Genomic DNA, 17,306 nt, shown 5'->3' with positions numbered 1-17,306 from the left:
GTGCCGATGCACGGTGGACACGCGTCTGCATAAAGAATCACGCTGTCGTCCCGGCCTTGAGCCGGCACCCATACCCCCAGGGAGCTTTTTGAGGCACGCTGGCAATTGGCTTTGTGCTCATCACGACCGCTGCGGAGTATGGGTCCCGGATCGGCGCCGCAACGCGCTTTGCGCGTCGCGGCTTGTCCGGGACGACGGCGGTGGGGGAGGCGGGCGTCTCGAAGGACGAGGCCACAGCTTGGGCCTCATGGTTCGAGACACGTCGCAAGGGCGACGCTCCTCACCATGAGGGCAGGTGTCGAATCGGTGCTGCACATTGAGCAGCGTCCTCACGCAGGCAAACACTACACCCGGCTCTTCAGCGCCTCGCCGATCTCCTCGAGCACCTTGGGATCCTCGATCGTGGCCGGCATGCTCCACTGCTCGCCGTCGGCGATCTTCTTGATCGTGCCGCGCAGGATCTTGCCGGAGCGCGTCTTCGGCAGCCGGCCGACGGTGATCGCGAGCTTGAACGCTGCGACCGGACCGAGCTTGTCACGCACCAGCGCAACGATCTCCTTCTCGATCACCGAGGGGCTGCGTGACACACCGGCCTTGAGCACCAGGAAACCACAGGGCACCTCGCCCTTGATCGCGTCCTTGATGCCGAGCACGGCGCATTCGGCGACATCGGGATGGGAGGCCAGGATCTCCTCCATGCCGCCGGTCGAGAGCCGGTGGCCGGCGACGTTGATGATGTCGTCGGTGCGGCCCATCACGAAGACATAGCCGTCCTCGTCCTTGAAGCCGGCATCCGAGGTCTTGTAGTAGCCGGGGAACTCGCTGAGATAGGATTCCTTGAAGCGATCCTCCTGCTGCCACAGGGTCGGCAGGCAGCCCGGCGGCATCGGCAGCTTGATCACGATCGAGCCCATTGTATTCGCCGGAACGGGCTTCGCCGCCTCGTCGACGATGTCGACCTGATAGCCGGGCATCGGTACCGTCGGCGAGCCGTGCTTGACGGGCAAGAGGCCGAGGCCGACCGGATTGCCGGCGATGCACCAGCCGGTTTCGGTCTGCCACCAATGGTCGATCACCGGCACCTTGAGCTGCTGCTCGGCCCATTCCACCGTCGGCGGGTCGGCGCGTTCGCCGGCCAGGAACAGCGTGCGGAACTGCGACAGATCGTATTTGCGCAGGAAGGCGCCCTCCGGGTCATCCTTGCGGATGGCGCGAAACGCGGTCGGCGCGGTGAACAGTGCGACAGCCTTGTGCTGGCTGATGACACGCCAGAACGCGCCGGCATCCGGCGTGCCGACCGGTTTGCCTTCGTACATCACCGAGGTCGCGCCATGGATCAGCGGGCCGTAGATGATGTAGCTATGACCGACCACCCAGCCGATGTCCGAGGCGCACCACCACACCTCGCCCGGCTTGATGCCGTACAGGTTCTCCATCGACCATTTCAGCGCGACCAGATGCCCGCCATTGTCGCGCACCACGCCCTTCGGCTTGCCGGTCGTGCCGGACGTGTAGAGGATGTAGAGCGGATCGGTCGCCAGCACCGGCACGCAAGAAGCGAGCTTGCCGTTGACGAGCGCGGATTTGCGGAGCGCCGCCCAGTCATAGTCCCGGCCGGGCTTGAGCTCGCAGACATGCTCGGGCCGCTGCAGGATGATGCAGGCCTTGGGCCTGTTGTCGGCCAGCTCGATCGCCTGGTCGAGCAGCGGCTTGTACTGCACGATGCGGCCGGGCTCGATTCCGCAGCTCGCCGACAGCACGAGCTTCGGCGTCGCATCGTCGATGCGGGTTGCGAGCTCCTTGGCCGCGAAGCCGCCGAACACCACCGAATGCACGGCGCCGATGCGCGCGCAGGCGAGCATCGCGACCATCGCCTCGGGCACCATCGGCATGTAGAGGATGACGCGGTCGCCCTTGCCGACGCCGAAATCCTGCATGATGGCGGCGAGCGTCTGCACCTCCTTCAGCATCTCGGCGTAGGTGATCCTGGTGACGGAGTTCGTCAGCGGCGAATCATGAATCAGCGCCAACTGGTCACCGCGGCCGGCGGCGACGTGGCGGTCGAGCGCGTTATAACAGGTGTTGACGACGGCCCCGGCAAACCAGCGGCCATAGGCGCCCATCGAAGGATCGAAGATCTGCTTGGCCGGCTCGATCCAGTCGATCGCGCGGGCGGCCTCGGCCCAGAACCCTTCAGGGTCCTGCAGCGACCGGGCATGGACCTCGTGATAGCGGCTCGCAGCGCTCATGACGTCTCCCCAACTGTGTTTATTCCCGACTATTGTCACGGGACAAAGCGACAGTTCAAGCGGTCATGAATTGATCCAGATCAGGCGCAACCTGGGGTCACCGTCATTTTCCCGGCCAGATCAATGCGCTGCCTCGCGCAATGCGCCCAGACGGCGCTGCAGGGCTAGACGAAGGTCGTAGCCGGGCCTGCCGAAGCGGGCGTTCCGCTCGGCGATGAAGTCGCGTTGCGAGCTGCGCAGCTCGGCGGCGGTGCGGCCGCGCGAGGACTTCAGCAGCCGGGCGTAGCTTTCGGAAACGCCGAGATCCAGCACGGAAAGCTGGGGGTCCGCACAGATGACCTTCTCGACCTCGCGCACGGCGGTGGCGCAATCGAACGACGGGCCGCTGCGCTCCGACGGTGCGTTCAACGGACGCGGCGGCTCGGCGCCGAACTTCTTGATCTCGGCGATCATGATGCGACGGCCGTTGGCTGCGTTCTCGTTGCCGGGATCGAGGCGCAGCGCGGCTTCGTAGTCGGCCAGCGCTTTCGCCCGCTCACCCATCTTCTTGAAAAGCACCGCGCGGTTGTTGTAGGTGAGCGCAAAGCCGGGATCGAGACGCAGCGCGGCGTCGTAGTCGTTGAGGGCCGAGCCGAGCTCGTTCTTGAACTGATAGGCATCGCCGCGGTTGGTCAGGAAGTTGGGGCGCGGCTGCAGCCTGATCGCCTGATCATAGTCGGCGATCGCCTTGTCGTAGTCCTTCGTGGCGGCGTAGGTGAGGCCGCGATTGTCGTAATACTCCGGTACTTTCGGATCGCGTCGTATGGCCTCGCTGTCATCGGCGAGCGCCTTGTCCATCTCGCCGAGCTTCTTGTAGGCCGCACCGCGATTGGTGAAGGTGCGCGGACGGTCCGGATCGAGGCGGATGGCCTCGTCGTAGTCACGCACGGCTTTCTCGTTGTCGCCGCGCAGATAGAAGGCCACGCCGCGATCGGCATAGGCCTGCGCAAAATCCGGCTTCAGCCGGATGGCCTGATCATAGTCGGCCAGTGCGCGATCGAGCCGGCGCTGGCCGGTATAGACGATGCCGCGCAGCTCATAGGCTTCCGCATCATCGGGATCGAGCGAGATCGCCATGCTCAGATCCGCCGCGGCCTTGCCGGCATCACCGCCGGCCTCGCGCATGAGATCACCCCGCAGCCGATAGGCACGCGCATTCTTGCCGTCCAGCGCGATGGCGCGGTCGAGGTCCTTCAGAGCCTGGGTCAATCCACCGGAGGTGCGGGCATGCGCGTCGGCGCGCGCGACGAGCGCGATGGATTGATCCTTCGAGTTCGCAGCCTGCGCGATCGCGGCGGTGCAGACGCTGATCAGCTCGGATGGCGGCGCCTTGCTGCCCGAGGCGCAATCGGTGTCGGCGGCCGACGCCGGCATGGCTCCGAAGCTGAGGACAATTCCGGCTGCGAGACGGAGCGCGCGGTAAGATGAGCGGGGGGACATCGAATGAACGAGAGCGTGCATCGGCGTGGGCTCGGCTTTGTCTGCGATCGGAGCGGGTTGAGAGACGCAGGTCTCTCCCATTGTCGCCTTTCGCCGGAACCCGGTTCAAGCCGTGCGGTCGATGGTTAACGGCCGTCCGCTCCATTGAGCCGCCGCAGGCGCTCCTGCATCGCCCTCTTGAGATCATAGCCGGGCCGACCGAAGGCGGCGTTGCGCCGCGCGATGAAGGCGTCCTGCTCGCGCTGCAAAGCGCGTATCGCGGCCGGCCGTGTTGCCGCGTGAACGATCCGGGCCTGCGAGGCATCGATCTCCCGATCGAGGTTGGCGAGTTCGGGATCGGCGCAGATCGCCTTCTCGACGGCACGCCGCGCCGTCGCGCAATTGAAGCTCGGCCGTCCCGCCACCGCCATCTGTGCGCCGAGACGCTCGAGCTCGAGGGCGAGCGCATGGTAGTTGCTGCGCGCACTGGCGTGCTCGGGGTTCAGCCGCAGCGCCGCGGCGAAATCTGCCAGCGCCTTCGGACGATCGCCGTTCTTCCGATGCAGCTCACCGCGCGCATTGAAGATGTTGGCGAGCGCCGGATCGAGCTGCAGGGCGATGTCGTAGTCCGCGATGGCGCGATTGGTCTCGCCACGGGTGATGAAGATCGAGGCCCTCGCGATCAGCGCATTGATGCGATCACTTTTGGTCGCCTTGCCATTGTCGATGACCGCGTTGCATTCGGTGATCACCTTGTCCGCGTCATGTGCCTCGGACGCTGCGAGGCAGGCGCCTGCGTCGGCGACCGGCTCTTTGCCGGGCTCTGCGGCCCCCAGCGCATGCGCCGGGGTCACGGCCAGCCAGCCCAGCACCACGAGCACGGCAACAGAACCCGACCTGAGCCGGTGAACGGCTCTGGCAGCCGAGGAGGCGGACTCAGACAAGGCAAGCGCTTCTCTCAAAGGGGCGGCAATCGAGGTCAAATCCACGGGACATCCAACTATACAGCGGCGGCCCCGCCGCGACAGTCCTCTCCTGCAAGCAGCCCACGCCGAATCCTGCGCCGTCGCCGGAACCGACCGCCAGAATTGACGTGCAATTGAACGTCCTGCATGTCGCGCTCGCGGAGGTGGGACGGAGGCACCAAGGGCCGTACGAGCCGCCGCTTGAACCTCCTGCGGTTCCCGTAGACAGAATTCCCATGACGATTTTGACAGAGCATTCGCGCGCACGCGGCGTCATTGCGTCCCCGGCGCGCTATTTTTATTTCAACATGGCCCTGGCCTGCATGGCCACGGCGTTTCTCGGCTTCGTACCGACCTACTGGCTGCCGCTGGCGCGTGGTGCGTTCTCCGGTTCGCCCGTGGTTCATTTCCACGGCTTCCTGTTCTTCAGCTGGACCCTATACTTCGCGCTGCAGAGCTGGCTCGCTGCATCGGGCCGCACGGCCTGGCACCGCTCGTTCGGCATCGTCGGCGTGTCGCTCGCCACGGCGATGACGATTTTCGGCTTCCTCGTGGCGGTGGAAGCAATGAAGCGATCCGCCGCGATCGGGCAGACCGACGCAGGCATCGCCTTTTCGATCGTGCCGCTGAGCGGAATCGCCTTCTTCGCAACCGTCTTCGCGGCCGCCGTGATGCAAGCCAGGAAGCCGGAAATCCACAAGCGGCTGATGCTGCTCGCCGGCATCTCGCTGCTCGACGCCGCCGTCGCGCGCTGGTTTCTCACCTTCCTCGCGCCGCCCGGCCCACTCGGCCCGCCGCCGGTGTTCGTCACCATCCCGCCGGCCTTCGTCGCCTATCTGCTGCTCGTCGTCGCGATCGTCTACGACCGCCGTACATTCGGGCGCGTCCATCCGGTCTACCTTTATGGCGGGCTGGCGCTGATCGCGGTGAAGCTTCTCAATTGGCCGATCAGCATGACCTCGGCATGGCATGCGATCGCGGGCGGCATGCTGGCGATGGCGCAGTAGCCGCGCAATCGATCCCTCCTCCTGATTGCGAGGCGCCGGAGGCGACGAGCAATCCAGGGCCGCATTGACGCCCTGGATTGCTTCGCTTCGCGCGCAATGACGCGGAGACACCTAACTCCGGCAGGTCAATCCGCCATCGACCACCAGCATGATGCCGGTGACGTATTTCGATTCGTCGGAGGCGAGGAACAGCGCGGCATTGGCGACGTCGAAGGCGTCGCCCATATGGCCCATCGGCACCTGCGCATCGCGCTTCTTCCACATCTCCTCGACGTCGCCCTTGGCGTAGCTCGCAGCTAAGCCCGCGGAATGCTCGACCATCGGCGTCTTCATCAGGCCGGGCAGGATCGCGTTGACGCGGACGTGCTTGGGCGCGAACTCGACCGCGGTGGTGCGCGTCATCTGGTTCATCGCCGCCTTGCTGGCGCCGTAGCTGACATAGGAGATGCCGACCTGGCGGATCGAGGCCACCGAGGAGATATTGATGATGGAGCCGCCGCCCTGCGCGGTCATGACGGGAATGACGTGCTTCATGGCGAGATAGGCGCTCTTCAGGTTGACCGCGAACACGCGGTCCCACTCGGCCTCCTCGACGTCCACGACGCTGCCCATCTCGGCAATGCCGACATTGTTGTCGAGCACGTCGATCCGGCCATAGGCCGCCATGCAGGCCTTGACCATCGCCTCGACCTCGGCAGCCTTCGAGACATCGGCGGTGAATGCTTCGGCCCGGCCACCCTCACCGGTGATGATCGCCGCCGTTTCAGCCGCAGCTTCCCTGTTGCGGTCGACGCAGAATACTTTCGCGCCGTGACGCGCAAAGGTGACCGCCGTCGCCTTGCCGTTGCCCCAGCCCGGCCCGATCGAGCCGGCGCCCACCACCAGCGCCACCTTGCCCTCGAGACGTCCCATCGCGTTCTCCCGTTGCTTGTTATTCGCTGCAGGCGCTCATCGTGATCGTGGCGGCGCCGATGTCACGACCGAAGATATCCGAGATCGTCCGGCATTGCCCCTCGGCGCAGATCCGCCATTCGCCGGCGGCTCCGGAATTGCCGAGCACGATCCGCTGCAGCGGCGCGCGCTGTAGCTGCCATTGGAACCAGCCGTCGACCAGCCGCGCCTCGGGCGGCGGCTCCATGCCTGCGCCGGAGCCCTTGACACGCGCCTGCACCAACGCGAGGCCCTCAGGCGTCACCCGCCAGTCCTCCTGCCATGCCGTCTTCTCGACCGAATGGGTCCAGGCCAAGGTGAAGCCGGCCAACGCCAGCGCCTTCACCATGCCCGATGACGCCAGACAGAGGCTCAAGCGGAAGCCACCACGGCCGACGGCGGCCGCTGCCGCCACTGCCACGCCACAATCGCCACCGCCAGCACGAAGCCCACCACGTCGCTGTAGGGGAATTCGCCGAGCAGGCAGACCGATGCGATGAACGCCAGCAGGCGCTCGATCACGGTCATGCGCGTGAACAGGAAGCCGATCGCGACCATGCCGAACAGCGCGATCGCGACCAGCGCTTTCACGCCTGCATACGCGACCGCGCCGGCGAAGCCGAGATGCGCTTCCATCGGGTCGCCGGGTTGCAGCATCAGCGCGGGCGAATAGACGAACAGGAAGGGTATGACGTAGCCGGCGAGCGCGATCCGCATGGCCTCCCAGCCGATCTTGTCCGGGTTCTCCTTGGCGATCGGCGCGGCGGCCAGCGCCGCCAGCGCCACCGGCGGCGAAAGATCGGCCATGATGCCGTAATAGAACGCGAACATGTGGCTCGCGATCAGCGGCACGCCGAGCTTGGCCAGCGCAGGCGCGGCGAGGGCTGCGGTGATGATATAGGTCGGAATGGTCGGAATGCCGGTGCCGAGCAGGATCGACAGCAGCATGGTCATGATCAGCGCCGCGAACAGGCTGGTCTTGCCGAGGCCGATCACCCAACTGCCGAAGATCGATCCGACGCCGGTCTGGGTCATCATGCCGATGATGACGCCGACGATGGCGCAGGCCATGCCGACGGTCAGCGCGGACTTGGCGCTTTCGGCCAGCGAGTCGCGGCACGCATGCAGGGTGCCCATGCCGCCGCGCACGAAGCCGGTGATGACGACCAGCGCGAGGACCACGGAGGCGACCGGAACGATCTGCAGACCGTTGCGCGACAGCGCACCGACCACGAGCGCAAGCCCGATCCAGAACACGTAGCGCAACACCTGGTTGGAGAAGCCCATCGTGATCGAGGTGCCCAGGATCAGCGCCACCGTGAGCGCAAGGCCCATCGAGCCCGCATAGAGCGGCGTGAAGCCTTCGAACAGCATGTAGACCAGCGCGGCCAGCGGCAGCACGAGATACCAGCGCGCCACCAGTGCCTTCCAGGCGCTCGGAATCTCCGACGGCTTCATGCCGGTCAGGCCGTGCTTGCCGGCCTCCAGATGCACCATCCAGAACGCCGAAGCGAAGTAGAGAATGGCTGGGATCACCGCAGCCTTGACGATGACCGAGTAGTCGACGCCCAGCGTCTCGGCCATGATGAAGGCGACCGCGCCCATGACCGGCGGCATGATCTGGCCGCCCATCGACGCTGTCGCCTCGACGCCAGCCGCGAAGGCGCGGCGGTAGCCGAACCGGATCATCAGGGGAATCGTGAACTGGCCGACGGTGACGACGTTGGCGACACCGGAGCCCGAAATCGTGCCCATCATGCCCGAGGCGAACACCGCGACCTTGGCCGGACCGCCGCGGGTGCGGCCGAACAGGCCGAGCGACACATCGGTGAACAGCTGGATCATGCCGGCATGCTCGAGGAACGAGCCAAACAGAATGAACAGAAAGATGTAGGTCGCCGAGACGTAGATCGGCACGCCGTAGAAGCCCTCGGTGCCGAACGACAGATGCGTGATGATCTGGTCGAAGTCGTAGCCGCGGTGGTTGAGCGGCGCCGGCAGATACTGGCCGAAGAACCAGTACAGCAGGCAGACGCCGCACATCAGCGGCAGCGCCAGCCCCATCAGCCGGCGCGTGCCCTCGAAGATCAGCACGGCCAGCAGCGTTCCGACCACGAGATCCGCACGGGTCGGATCGCCGTCGCGCGCGATCAGGTCCGCGTAGAAGATCCACTGATAGAGCCCGCACAGGAAGCCGACGGCGCCGATGGCCCACCCCACGATGCGCCCCGCATCGGTCTTGGCGGTGAAGTTGCCGATCAGGCCGAAGGTGAGCAGCAGCAGGAAGCCGACATGAACGCCCCGCACGACCTGGCTCGGCAGATAATTGAAGGCGGCGACGTAGAGCTGGAACACCGCGAAGGCCAGGCCGATGCCGTAGGCGAGATAGCCCCAGCGACCCGGACCGAAGCCTTCGGGAAAGCCGTGCTCGAAATTGTCGAACTCGACCTTGACCGGCGTTTCCATGTTCACGGCTTCAATCGTCATGATCCCCCCACGCCCCATCAGGCGCTGCCGACCATGGCCGCAACCACCTGAACGATAAACTGCGCGGGAGGGTCTCCCGCGCAGCCGACTGCGAATGCCCGGGCTGCGAGGCAGGCCGGGCGATCGACGCCCTCCCCTACTTGAGGACGCCCTTCTCCTTGTAGTAGCGGATCGCGCCCGGATGCAGCGGAACCGGGCCTTCCTGCGCCGCCGTCTCGAGCTTGATCTCCTTGCCGGCGGCGTGCGCATTGACGAGCTCGGGCAGCGACTCGAAGATCAGCTTGGTCATCTGATAGGCGAGGTCGTCTGAGACCGCCGAGCTGGTGACAAGATAGTTGATCACGGCGGCGGTCGGCACGTCCTTGTCCTGGCCGGTATAGGTGTTGGCCGGAATGGTCGCGGCCACGAACGGGGGGCCGATCTTGTCCACGACCTCCTTCGGCACCGACACCACCGTGATCGGCGACGAGGTCGAAAGGTCCTTCAGCGAAGCGACGCCGAGCCCGGCCGATTGCAGCGTTGCACCCAGCTGCCGGTTCTTCATCAGATCGACGGATTCGGCGAACGGCAGATACTCCACCTTGCCGAGATCCTTGTAGCTCATGCCGGCTGCGGCGAGGATCGCGCGCGAGTTCAGCTCGGTGCCGGATTTCGGCGCGCCGACCGAGAGGCTCTTGCCCTTCAGATCAGCCAGCGTCTTGATGCCGGACTCGGCGGTTGCCACGATCTGGATGTAGTTCGGATAGATCGCGCCGATCGTGCGAAGCTTGTCCAGCTTGGTCTTGAAGCCGGCCTCCTCCTCGCCGTTCCAGGCCGATTTCAGCGAGTCGCCGAGGGCGAAGGCAAGCTCGCCACGGCCCTGCTGCAGCAGGATCAGGTTCTCGACCGAGGCTTTGGTGGCCTGGACCTGGGTCTTCACGTTCGGGATCTTGTCACCGTAGATCTTTCCGATCGCGACGCCCAGCGGATAATAGACGCCCGAAGTGCCGCCGGTCAGCACGTTGATGAAGCTCTGCGCATGTGCCGCGGGAGCTGCCAGCAGGCAGGCGGCGGCCAGGAACGATCCAGTTGCAGCGCATAAGAATTTCGAGAAATGCATGTATCCTCCCATTGATTTTACCGGCAAATTGGACGGATGCGGGCGCTGGGTCAACCCATCCGAAAGAAGGGCCGACCGCAACGTCCTCTTCCAGAGCCGCAGGACCGGGAGCAACGCGGCCACGCTCCCAACCTGGCATTGACGGTGTCGGACGACTGCACCTCAAGTGCGGCCACCGACACCACGCCGCGGCTCACTGGAAGGTCATGTCGAGGCATTTGGAGATGTCCGAGCCCAACCCGGACGAGATCGTGATGCAGCCGCGCACCTTCTGCTGCGTCGCGTCTGCCACCCAGATCGAATAGCCGCCATTTCCAAAGAAGGAATTGGTGTTTGCCGGCTCGGTCTCGGTGGCATCGAATTCGTATTTCGAGTCGGTGTCGAACACCCGCGGCTTCCTGGTGCAGCCACCATCGGCCTGGACGTTGATGACCTCCTTGTTGTCGCGGGTCAGTGACAGCGACACCTGGCAGCGAAAATACTCCGACGTCTTCACATTGAAGAGGTAGGCGTAGGACTTGCAGACGGCTGTGTTCAGCTTGCCGGCGGAGAGACCGCGGCTGCAGGCGATGCGCTGGTTGTTGGACAGCTTGAAGTCGTCGGCCCGCGCGGCGGATGCCAACGTCACCAGTGACAGCGCCGTAAACCAACCGATCTTCGTGGCGAGGCTCATCCGAATCATCCCCAAAGTGTTTTATTGGCCTATGCTTCTAAACCACGCTGCAGGATAATCACGAGATCAGCGAATGGAAAATCCGTAAGCGATCACATGCGCTGCGAACGGGCGACGTCGACGCCTTCGCTAGCGTTCGCGATTTGTTCGAACGATCGAGAATTGGAGGAGGAGGATATGAGCAGCCCGTTTCTGAAAGCCCTTATTGCACTCGGCGCGGTGTGCGCGCTGACCAGCGTCAGCCGCGCGGCCCCTCCCGAGCCGTGGGAGCTGAAGCCCACCATGGGCTACGCCTATGGCAAGGACGGCAAGACGCTCGCCTACAAGATGGGCACCAAGAACGCCGACATGCTGCTGAAGGGCGCCAAGAAGGTGCCAAAGGGAACGCTGTTCTTCGTCGGCCAGAACGGCCAGCTCTACATGCGGACGGCCCCCTATCTCGAAGGCGACGGCAGCTTCTCGTTCGGGGCGGACGAGTGAGCGCGAATCGTCAACGCCGTCGTCCCGGCGAAAGCCGGGACCCATAAACACCGTCCTCGCTTATCGGGTACGCTGGAGCAACGTTCGTCACAATCACAACGTCCTGAGATTCTGGGTCCCGGCTTTCGCCGGGACGACGCTGGGGCGTGCATCGCGCATCCGAACGATGCGCCAGGCGAGCCCCTCAGAACGCAGCCGCCAGCTCCTTGGCGCCGGGGAGATTGCTCAGCGAATCCATTCTGGCATCGGTGACCGCGAGCAGCTTCGCCACGGTGTTGTGGCGGACGGCGACGGGATTGCGCTCATAACCGCCGCGCTGGAAGAAGTTCGCGGTCGGGACCTGGTCGCGCATGTCCAGCGGCATCGTCACCATGTCGAAGCCGGTGCCGTCGCCGGTCAGGTTCATCATCTCGAGCTCGGCGGCCGAGAGCGGCCTCGTGTAGCCCTTGGCGCGCGCGAACAGCACCGACGTCAACAGCTTGTGCGTCTGCAGCATCGGCCCGACGTCGATATCCAGCACCATCGCATGCATCGCCCAGCCCTGCGGGGTATTGCCGATCTTCTCATGCGCCGACCATTCGTCCGGCACCGAGCGCGCGATCGCGACCATCTTCTTCAGGACGGCCAGCTTGTGCTCCATCGCACCGCGCGCCGGGCCCGACGTGTGCGCGACGCGCTCGCCGAGCAGACGGATGAACAGCGGCCCCTGCTCCGCCAGCAGCTCGACGCTGTTGGTCGTCAGCAGCTGATTGTAGCCGATCGCGGTCGAAATCGCCCGGTTGCCCTTGAAGCCCGATTGCGAGTCGTGCTTGCCGTTACCCCCGGTCTCGAAGGCATAGACGCGCACCGCCTGTTCCCGCGTGAGCCCGGCGGCGGCAGCGAAGCGTGCGTAGGCACGCTTGAAATCGATGTCGTTGTTCGGTCGCTGCGGCGACCATTGGAAATGCTCCTGCGCCGCCTTCACGAGGTCGGCGACGACAGGGATGTATTTGCGCTCCCGCGGCTCGCCTTCAGGCTCCGGCTCCGGATTCACGGGCCGCTTCGGACCGCTATAGACCGGCGGCTGCTCCAGCACATAATCGTCGAGCCCGATCGGCTGCCGGTCGCGACGCTTGGCGTTGCGCGTCCGGCGCTTGTCGGAGATCGCCTTCCAATAGGCTCCCGCCTCCTGGTCGAACGCGGCGCGGGCCTGCTGATATTCAGCGAGCTTGCGCTGGTACTCCGCAATCGCCGCGGGCGAGGCCATCTGGGCCAGCGCATCGCGCGGTGCTGCCGCGGGGCCGGGTTCCGCCAGCAGGGACGAGGCGCCTGCGACAATTAAGGCGAGCGTGCGAATCGGCTGATGAAGCATGTGGCCCTTGTAGCCGAAACGGCGGCTACTTCCAGGCAAACACCGGCTGTTCCAGCTCGTGGACGCGCGTGTCGCGGCCGGCCAGCACCTCGCGGAACTGATAGATCATGGCAGCGGTCGGCGCGTGAATCAGGCCCTCGCGGGCATGAAACCTGATCACGCGCCGCGTGCTCTCGGGGATCACGGTGAAATCGAACGCGTCGTCCGCCGCGATCGCATCGAGGCCGATTCGATGCACCGAGGCGACCTCGTCCGGATTCGGCCGGAGCGTGCGGCCATTCGCCGCCCATACGATGACGGGGGTAATCAGATAGCCCGACCGCGTCGGATAGTCGTCGAGCAGGCCGAGCACAGCGTCGGGCGCCAGCATCAGACCGAGCTCTTCCGCCAGTTCGCGCAAGGCCGCCTCCACCGGCGTCTCGCCGGCATCACAACGCCCGCCCGGCAGCGCCCATTGCCCGCCATGGCTGCGCAGGCCCGCGGCACGCAGGGTGAGCAGCAGCGCCGTGGTCCCGGTCTCGTGCTCCGGGGCGAGCGCGATCACCACGGCCGCAGGCTTCAGCGAGACCATCGGCTCCGCCGGGTCCCGTCGCACGAAATCGGCGCAACGGCTTGCGATTTTCCGCCTTGTGGCATCGTCGAACGGCATGGCCATGCAACTTGACTACACCAGGCCGGCGACCGATGAAACGGCCCGCAAGCCGAAGTGGCCAGGACAGGGAAGGTCGACAGAGATGACGAAATCAGCCGCGGCCCGGATGACAGCTGACGGCTGGGAGATCGTCGACACCTCGGGCTTCCTGCACCTGATCGGACCGCTGTGGCAGCGCGTCGTCGATGGCGTTCACGAATACGCCATCGTCACCGAGGACAAGCACCACAATCGTCGCGGCCTGGTCCAGGGGGGCGTGATCATGACGTTGGCGGACCGCAGCTGCGGCATGACGGCCCGCTATGCCGCCGGCAAGGAGCACATGGCGACGATCCAGTTCGATACGCATTTCGTCGAGTCCGGGAAGATCGGCGAGACGCTGGTGTCTCGGCCGCACGTGGTGCGGATCACACGCAGCCTGGTGTTCATCACCACCGAGGTCACCGCTGCTGACCGCGTGATCGCGATGGCCTCCGGCGTGTTCAAGATCTTGAGGAGCGAGTAGGCTTCTCCGCCGTCATTGCGAGCGCAGTGCGGAGCGAAGCAATGCTGAATCGCGCGCGCAGCCCTGGATTGCTTCGCTGCGCTCGCAATGACGCGCGGGGCGAGCTATCGTCCCTCAAATCCATGCTCGCTTATGGCAGGAATGAGGCTTCAATGAACTATCGCCAGCTCGGCCGTTCCGGCCTGAAAGTGTCGCCGATCTGCCTGGGCACGATGATGTTCGGCGGTCCTGCCGACGAGCCGACATCCGCCCGCATCATCAGCAAGGCGCGGGACGCCGGCATCAATTTCATCGACACCGCCGACGCCTACAACAAGGGCGCCTCGGAGGAGGTGGTCGGCCGCGCCATCGCGGGGGAGCGCGACCGCTGGATCGTCGCGACGAAGCTGGCCAATCCGATGGGCGATGATCCCAACCGCGCCGGCCTGTCGCGGCGCTGGGTGCTGCAGGCGGCCGAGGAGAGCCTCAAGCGCCTCGGCACCGGGCACATCGACATCTACTACCTGCACAAGGAGGATCACGCGACGCCGCTGGAGGAGACCGTGCGCGCGATCGGCGACCTCATGCGTGCCGGCAAGATCCGCTATTTCGGCGTCTCCAACTACCGCGCCTGGCGGCTCGCCGAGATCTGCAATCTCTGCGATGCCATGGGCATCGACCGCCCCGTGGTCAGCCAGCCCTACTACAACGCGATGAACCGGATGCCCGAGGTCGAGCACCTGCCCGCTTGCGGCTATTACGGCCTCGGCGTCGTCCCCTACAGCCCTTTGGCGCGCGGCGTGCTGACTGGGAAGTACAGCCCCGATGCGCCGCCCGACAAGGAGACGCGGGCGGGCCGCAACGACACGAGAATGATGCAGACCGAATGGCGGCCGGAATCCTTGAAGCTGGCGCAGGAGATCAAGCGCCACGCCGAGGCCAAGGGTTTTGCCCCCGGCCAGTTCGCCGTCGCCTGGGTGCTCAACTCGGCCTTCATCAGCTCGGTCATCGCCGGCCCCCGCACCGAGGCGCAATGGGACGACTACGTCCGGGCGCTGGACTATCCGTTTGCCGCCGACGACGAGGCGCTGATCGAGCGCCTGGTCGTGACCGGCCACGCCTCGACGCCCGGCTACAACGACCCGGCCTATCCGATCGAGGGCCGCAGGGCACGGGTGGGCTGAGATGGAGGAGGATCGCTACGGCCTGCCGCTGTCGACCGCCTCCGCCGAGGCGGCCGCCGCTTATCGCGAGGGCATGGATCTGCTGCTCGCCTTCTGGCCCGGCGCGATTGATGCCTTCGAGCGCGCGATCATGCTCGATCCGGATTTCGCGCTGGCGCACGCGGCCCGCGCGCGCATCCATGCCATCTATCAGCAGCGCGAGCCGGCGCTGCAGACCATCAAGCGCGCCCGCGACCTCGCGACCGCGAACGGTACGGCGCGCGAGCGGGGCCATATTGCGACTTTGGCGCTCGTCATCGAAGGCCGCGGCGCGGACGCGATGACCGCGACGCTGGCGCATCTGGCGAGCTGGCCGCGCGATGCCATGATCATGGCGCTGCCGCTCGGCGCGTTCGGCCTGCTCGCCTTCTCCGGCCGCGCCGATCACGACGCCGCCCGCCGCGACCTCTGCGACCGCTTTGCCGAAGCCTATGGCGAGGACTGGTGGTTCATGTCCAACCACGGCTGGGCACTGACCGAGGCCGGCGAGCCGGCGAAGGGCCGCGCCGTCACCGAGCGCAGCTTCGCGCTGCGCCGGCACAATGCCTACGCTGTGCATGCGCTGCTGCATGCGATGTTCGAGGACGGCGCGCTGGATGAGGCGGATGCCCTCGTCGAGGGGTGGATCGGCGACTACGACCGCACCGGCATGCTGCACGGTCACATCTGCTGGCACCAGGCGCTGGGCGCGCTGGATCGCGGCGATGCGGAGAAGGCGTTGGCGGTCTACACGGACGTGCTGGTGCCGACGATGGACACGGCGCCGCCGCTCAACACGCTGTCCGACTGCGCCTCTCTGCTCTGGCGATTGACGGCGGAACAGCAGCCGGTGCCGCCCAACGCATGGGCCGAGACGGCCGCTTATGCGAGCAATCGCTTCACGAGCTCGAGTCTCGCCTTCGTCGAGATGCACCTCGTGATGATCGCCGCCGCGACGCATGACGGCGCCGCTCTCAAGGGGCGCCTGGCCGCGATGGAGCGGCGGCTGGCGGAAGGCAAGCTCCCCGCAGGCCGCATCGTTCCGCACATGCTGCGCGGCCTGCGGGCCTTCGCCGACGGCAACTGGCGCGGCTGCACCCGCGAGCTCGCACCCGTGATGGGAGATCTCGCCCGCATCGGCGGCAGCCACGCCCAGCGCGAGGTGATCGAGGACACCTACATCCTGGCGCTGATCCGCAGCGGCGCGCTGGCGCAGGCCCGTGACGTGCTGGACGCCCGCCTGCACCGTCGTCCCTCAGCGCGCGATGCGCGCTGGCGGGCGCTCGCCGGCAACTGAGCGGCCTTACCCCTCCGTCTCCAGGCCGGTCGGCATCGGCACGTTCTCCGGCGCAAGCTTGAGGCCGGCGGCAAGCGCCACGGTCTCCAGCAGCGCGGCAAAGTCCTTCTCCAGATAGGCGGCGGGATCTGGCTGCAGCGAGGCGGCGCCGACATGGGCCTGCAGTGCCTCGCGGGTCGCAGCGGTCACCGGCATCGCAACGTCGAGCTGGCGCGCCGCCGACAGGCCGAGGTCGAGATCCTTGCGAAGCAGCGGCGGCGTGAAGGTCGTGGTCCAGTCAAGATTGACCAGCGCATTGCTCTTGTACCTGGTGAAGGTGGAGCCCATCACGCTCGCGTTCATGAAGTTCAGGAACGCGTGGCGCGGCACGCCGGCCTTCTGCGCCAGGATGGTGATCTCGGCGAGGTTCTGGATCACGACCCCGAGGAACACGTTGTGCGCGATCTTGCAGATTCGCGCCAGCTCGCCCTCGCCGACATAGGACACGCCGGAGACGGCGATCTTCGCGAGATAAGGCTCGATGATGTCGAACGCGGGCTTCGGTCCGGAGACCACCGACGACAGCTTGCCGGCCTTGACGCATTTGCCGTTGCCCGACACCGGCGCGCGCACGAACTCGCAGCCGAGCCGGTTCAATTTCGCAGCGATCGCCTCCGATTGCTCGATGCCGATCGATGAGCAGTCGACGAGGAATTTCGGACGCGGCCCGTCGCGCGAGGCGACGAGGCCGTTGTCGCCGAAATACACCTGCTCGAGATCCTTGCCGGTCGACACCATGGTGAACACGATATCGCATCCCGCAAGATCGCCCGGATGGTCGACGATGACACCGCCCTTCGCCGCCAGCGGCTCGGCCTTGGCGCGCGTACGGTTGAAGATCGACACCTTGTGGCCGGCCTTGAGCAGGCGCTCGGCCATCGGATAGCCCATGCGCCCCATGCCGATCCAGCCGAGCGAATGCGTCGCTGCCAT

Annotated in this window: 16 protein-coding genes; 5 read left to right on the top strand and 11 right to left on the bottom strand. The window is 65.9% G+C overall.

Annotated elements, in window-relative coordinates; all coding sequences use genetic code 11:
• Positions 1 to 344 precede the first annotated feature (344 nt).
• The 3 genes from QX108_RS27645 to QX108_RS27635 all read right to left on the bottom strand — a co-directional run bounded on the left by QX108_RS27645 (position 345) and on the right by QX108_RS27635 (position 4,582).
• Complete coding sequence (locus tag QX108_RS27645; protein ID WP_315783641.1) at positions 345 to 2,249, bottom strand: propionyl-CoA synthetase; 1,905 nt, start codon at positions 2,247 to 2,249, stop codon at positions 345 to 347.
• Positions 2,250 to 2,369: 120 nt separating this feature from the next.
• On the bottom strand, positions 2,370 to 3,728 hold the full coding sequence (locus QX108_RS27640; RefSeq protein WP_315783639.1) for a tetratricopeptide repeat protein: 1,359 nt from the start codon (positions 3,726 to 3,728) through the stop codon (positions 2,370 to 2,372).
• Positions 3,729 to 3,853: 125 nt separating this feature from the next.
• Positions 3,854 to 4,582, bottom strand: coding sequence for a tetratricopeptide repeat protein (locus tag QX108_RS27635; RefSeq protein WP_315784143.1), 729 nt, complete (start codon positions 4,580 to 4,582; stop codon positions 3,854 to 3,856).
• A 326-nt stretch (positions 4,583 to 4,908) separates the two neighbouring features.
• On the opposite strand from QX108_RS27635, the gene QX108_RS27630 reads away from it, so the two are divergent.
• Complete coding sequence (locus tag QX108_RS27630; protein WP_315783637.1) at positions 4,909 to 5,679, top strand: hypothetical protein; 771 nt, start codon at positions 4,909 to 4,911, stop codon at positions 5,677 to 5,679.
• Between the two features lie 111 nt (positions 5,680 to 5,790).
• Here the strand turns inward: QX108_RS27630 and QX108_RS27625 are convergent, their stop codons facing one another.
• From QX108_RS27625 to QX108_RS27605, 5 genes are all read right to left on the bottom strand, one after another.
• Positions 5,791 to 6,591: an SDR family oxidoreductase gene (locus QX108_RS27625; protein ID WP_315783635.1), complete on the bottom strand. Its 801-nt coding sequence runs from the start codon at positions 6,589 to 6,591 to the stop codon at positions 5,791 to 5,793.
• A 19-nt stretch (positions 6,592 to 6,610) separates the two neighbouring features.
• On the bottom strand, positions 6,611 to 6,985 hold the full coding sequence (locus QX108_RS27620; protein WP_172110155.1) for a DUF1850 domain-containing protein: 375 nt from the start codon (positions 6,983 to 6,985) through the stop codon (positions 6,611 to 6,613).
• Positions 6,982 to 9,075 (bottom strand): TRAP transporter permease, encoded by a 2,094-nt coding sequence (locus tag QX108_RS27615; protein ID WP_315784140.1) that lies wholly within the window; start codon positions 9,073 to 9,075, stop codon positions 6,982 to 6,984. The genes QX108_RS27620 and QX108_RS27615 overlap by 4 nt, the downstream gene beginning before the upstream one ends.
• A 157-nt stretch (positions 9,076 to 9,232) precedes the next feature.
• A complete protein-coding gene (locus QX108_RS27610; protein WP_172110156.1) occupies positions 9,233 to 10,195 on the bottom strand; it encodes a TAXI family TRAP transporter solute-binding subunit in 963 nt (320 codons plus the stop codon).
• A gap of 193 nt (positions 10,196 to 10,388) precedes the next feature.
• Positions 10,389 to 10,868, bottom strand: a complete 480-nt coding sequence (locus QX108_RS27605) for a hypothetical protein (RefSeq protein ID WP_315722275.1) — start codon at positions 10,866 to 10,868, stop codon at positions 10,389 to 10,391.
• Between the two features lie 177 nt (positions 10,869 to 11,045).
• On the opposite strand from QX108_RS27605, the gene QX108_RS27600 reads away from it, so the two are divergent.
• A complete protein-coding gene (locus QX108_RS27600; protein WP_315783633.1) occupies positions 11,046 to 11,348 on the top strand; it encodes a hypothetical protein in 303 nt (100 codons plus the stop codon).
• Between the two features lie 184 nt (positions 11,349 to 11,532).
• Here QX108_RS27600 and QX108_RS27595 read toward each other — a convergent pair whose 3' ends face one another.
• Both QX108_RS27595 and QX108_RS27590 read right to left on the bottom strand, forming a co-directional pair.
• Positions 11,533 to 12,699, bottom strand: coding sequence for a hypothetical protein (locus tag QX108_RS27595; protein ID WP_315783631.1), 1,167 nt, complete (start codon positions 12,697 to 12,699; stop codon positions 11,533 to 11,535).
• A 25-nt stretch (positions 12,700 to 12,724) separates the two neighbouring features.
• Complete coding sequence (locus tag QX108_RS27590; protein WP_315722277.1) at positions 12,725 to 13,354, bottom strand: CoA pyrophosphatase; 630 nt, start codon at positions 13,352 to 13,354, stop codon at positions 12,725 to 12,727.
• Between the two features lie 79 nt (positions 13,355 to 13,433).
• On the opposite strand from QX108_RS27590, the gene QX108_RS27585 reads away from it, so the two are divergent.
• From QX108_RS27585 to QX108_RS27575, 3 genes are all read left to right on the top strand, one after another.
• Complete coding sequence (locus QX108_RS27585; protein ID WP_172110161.1) at positions 13,434 to 13,856, top strand: PaaI family thioesterase; 423 nt, start codon at positions 13,434 to 13,436, stop codon at positions 13,854 to 13,856.
• Positions 13,857 to 14,008: 152 nt separating this feature from the next.
• Positions 14,009 to 15,019, top strand: coding sequence for an aldo/keto reductase (locus QX108_RS27580; protein ID WP_315783628.1), 1,011 nt, complete (start codon positions 14,009 to 14,011; stop codon positions 15,017 to 15,019).
• A 1-nt stretch (position 15,020) separates the two neighbouring features.
• The gene (locus QX108_RS27575; protein ID WP_315783626.1) at positions 15,021 to 16,334 is read left to right on the top strand and encodes a tetratricopeptide repeat protein; all 1,314 of its coding nucleotides are present in this window, start codon (positions 15,021 to 15,023) and stop codon (positions 16,332 to 16,334) included.
• A 6-nt stretch (positions 16,335 to 16,340) separates the two neighbouring features.
• Here the strand turns inward: QX108_RS27575 and QX108_RS27570 are convergent, their stop codons facing one another.
• Positions 16,341 to 17,306 (bottom strand): NAD(P)-dependent oxidoreductase, encoded by a 966-nt coding sequence (locus QX108_RS27570; protein ID WP_315783624.1) that lies wholly within the window; start codon positions 17,304 to 17,306, stop codon positions 16,341 to 16,343.

The organism is Bradyrhizobium sp. SZCCHNR1002 (genome assembly GCF_032381435.1).
GTDB classification, from domain to species: domain Bacteria; phylum Pseudomonadota; class Alphaproteobacteria; order Rhizobiales; family Xanthobacteraceae; genus Bradyrhizobium; species Bradyrhizobium aeschynomenes.
Note: the sequence above shows the minus strand (reverse complement) of the source record. Positions and strands in the feature narration are given on the sequence as shown.

What these genes read in the sequence shown, in the direction of transcription:
- QX108_RS27645 (WP_315783641.1), bottom strand. Translation starts at nt 2,249, where the DNA reads ATGAGCGCTGCGAGCCGCTATCACGAGGTCCATGCCCGGTCGCTGCAG.
- QX108_RS27640 (WP_315783639.1), bottom strand. Translation starts at nt 3,728, where the DNA reads ATGTCCCCCCGCTCATCTTACCGCGCGCTCCGTCTCGCAGCCGGAATT.
- QX108_RS27630 (WP_315783637.1), top strand. Translation starts at nt 4,909, where the DNA reads ATGACGATTTTGACAGAGCATTCGCGCGCACGCGGCGTCATTGCGTCC.
- QX108_RS27625 (WP_315783635.1), bottom strand. Translation starts at nt 6,591, where the DNA reads ATGGGACGTCTCGAGGGCAAGGTGGCGCTGGTGGTGGGCGCCGGCTCG.
- QX108_RS27615 (WP_315784140.1), bottom strand. Translation starts at nt 9,075, where the DNA reads ATGGAAACGCCGGTCAAGGTCGAGTTCGACAATTTCGAGCACGGCTTT.
- QX108_RS27610 (WP_172110156.1), bottom strand. Translation starts at nt 10,195, where the DNA reads ATGCATTTCTCGAAATTCTTATGCGCTGCAACTGGATCGTTCCTGGCC.
- QX108_RS27605 (WP_315722275.1), bottom strand. Translation starts at nt 10,868, where the DNA reads ATGAGCCTCGCCACGAAGATCGGTTGGTTTACGGCGCTGTCACTGGTG.
- QX108_RS27600 (WP_315783633.1), top strand. Translation starts at nt 11,046, where the DNA reads ATGAGCAGCCCGTTTCTGAAAGCCCTTATTGCACTCGGCGCGGTGTGC.
- QX108_RS27595 (WP_315783631.1), bottom strand. Translation starts at nt 12,699, where the DNA reads ATGCTTCATCAGCCGATTCGCACGCTCGCCTTAATTGTCGCAGGCGCC.
- QX108_RS27590 (WP_315722277.1), bottom strand. Translation starts at nt 13,354, where the DNA reads ATGGCCATGCCGTTCGACGATGCCACAAGGCGGAAAATCGCAAGCCGT.
- QX108_RS27585 (WP_172110161.1), top strand. Translation starts at nt 13,434, where the DNA reads ATGACGAAATCAGCCGCGGCCCGGATGACAGCTGACGGCTGGGAGATC.
- QX108_RS27580 (WP_315783628.1), top strand. Translation starts at nt 14,009, where the DNA reads ATGAACTATCGCCAGCTCGGCCGTTCCGGCCTGAAAGTGTCGCCGATC.
- QX108_RS27575 (WP_315783626.1), top strand. Translation starts at nt 15,021, where the DNA reads ATGGAGGAGGATCGCTACGGCCTGCCGCTGTCGACCGCCTCCGCCGAG.
- QX108_RS27570 (WP_315783624.1), bottom strand. Translation starts at nt 17,306, where the DNA reads ATGGCAGCGACGCATTCGCTCGGCTGGATCGGCATGGGGCGCATGGGC.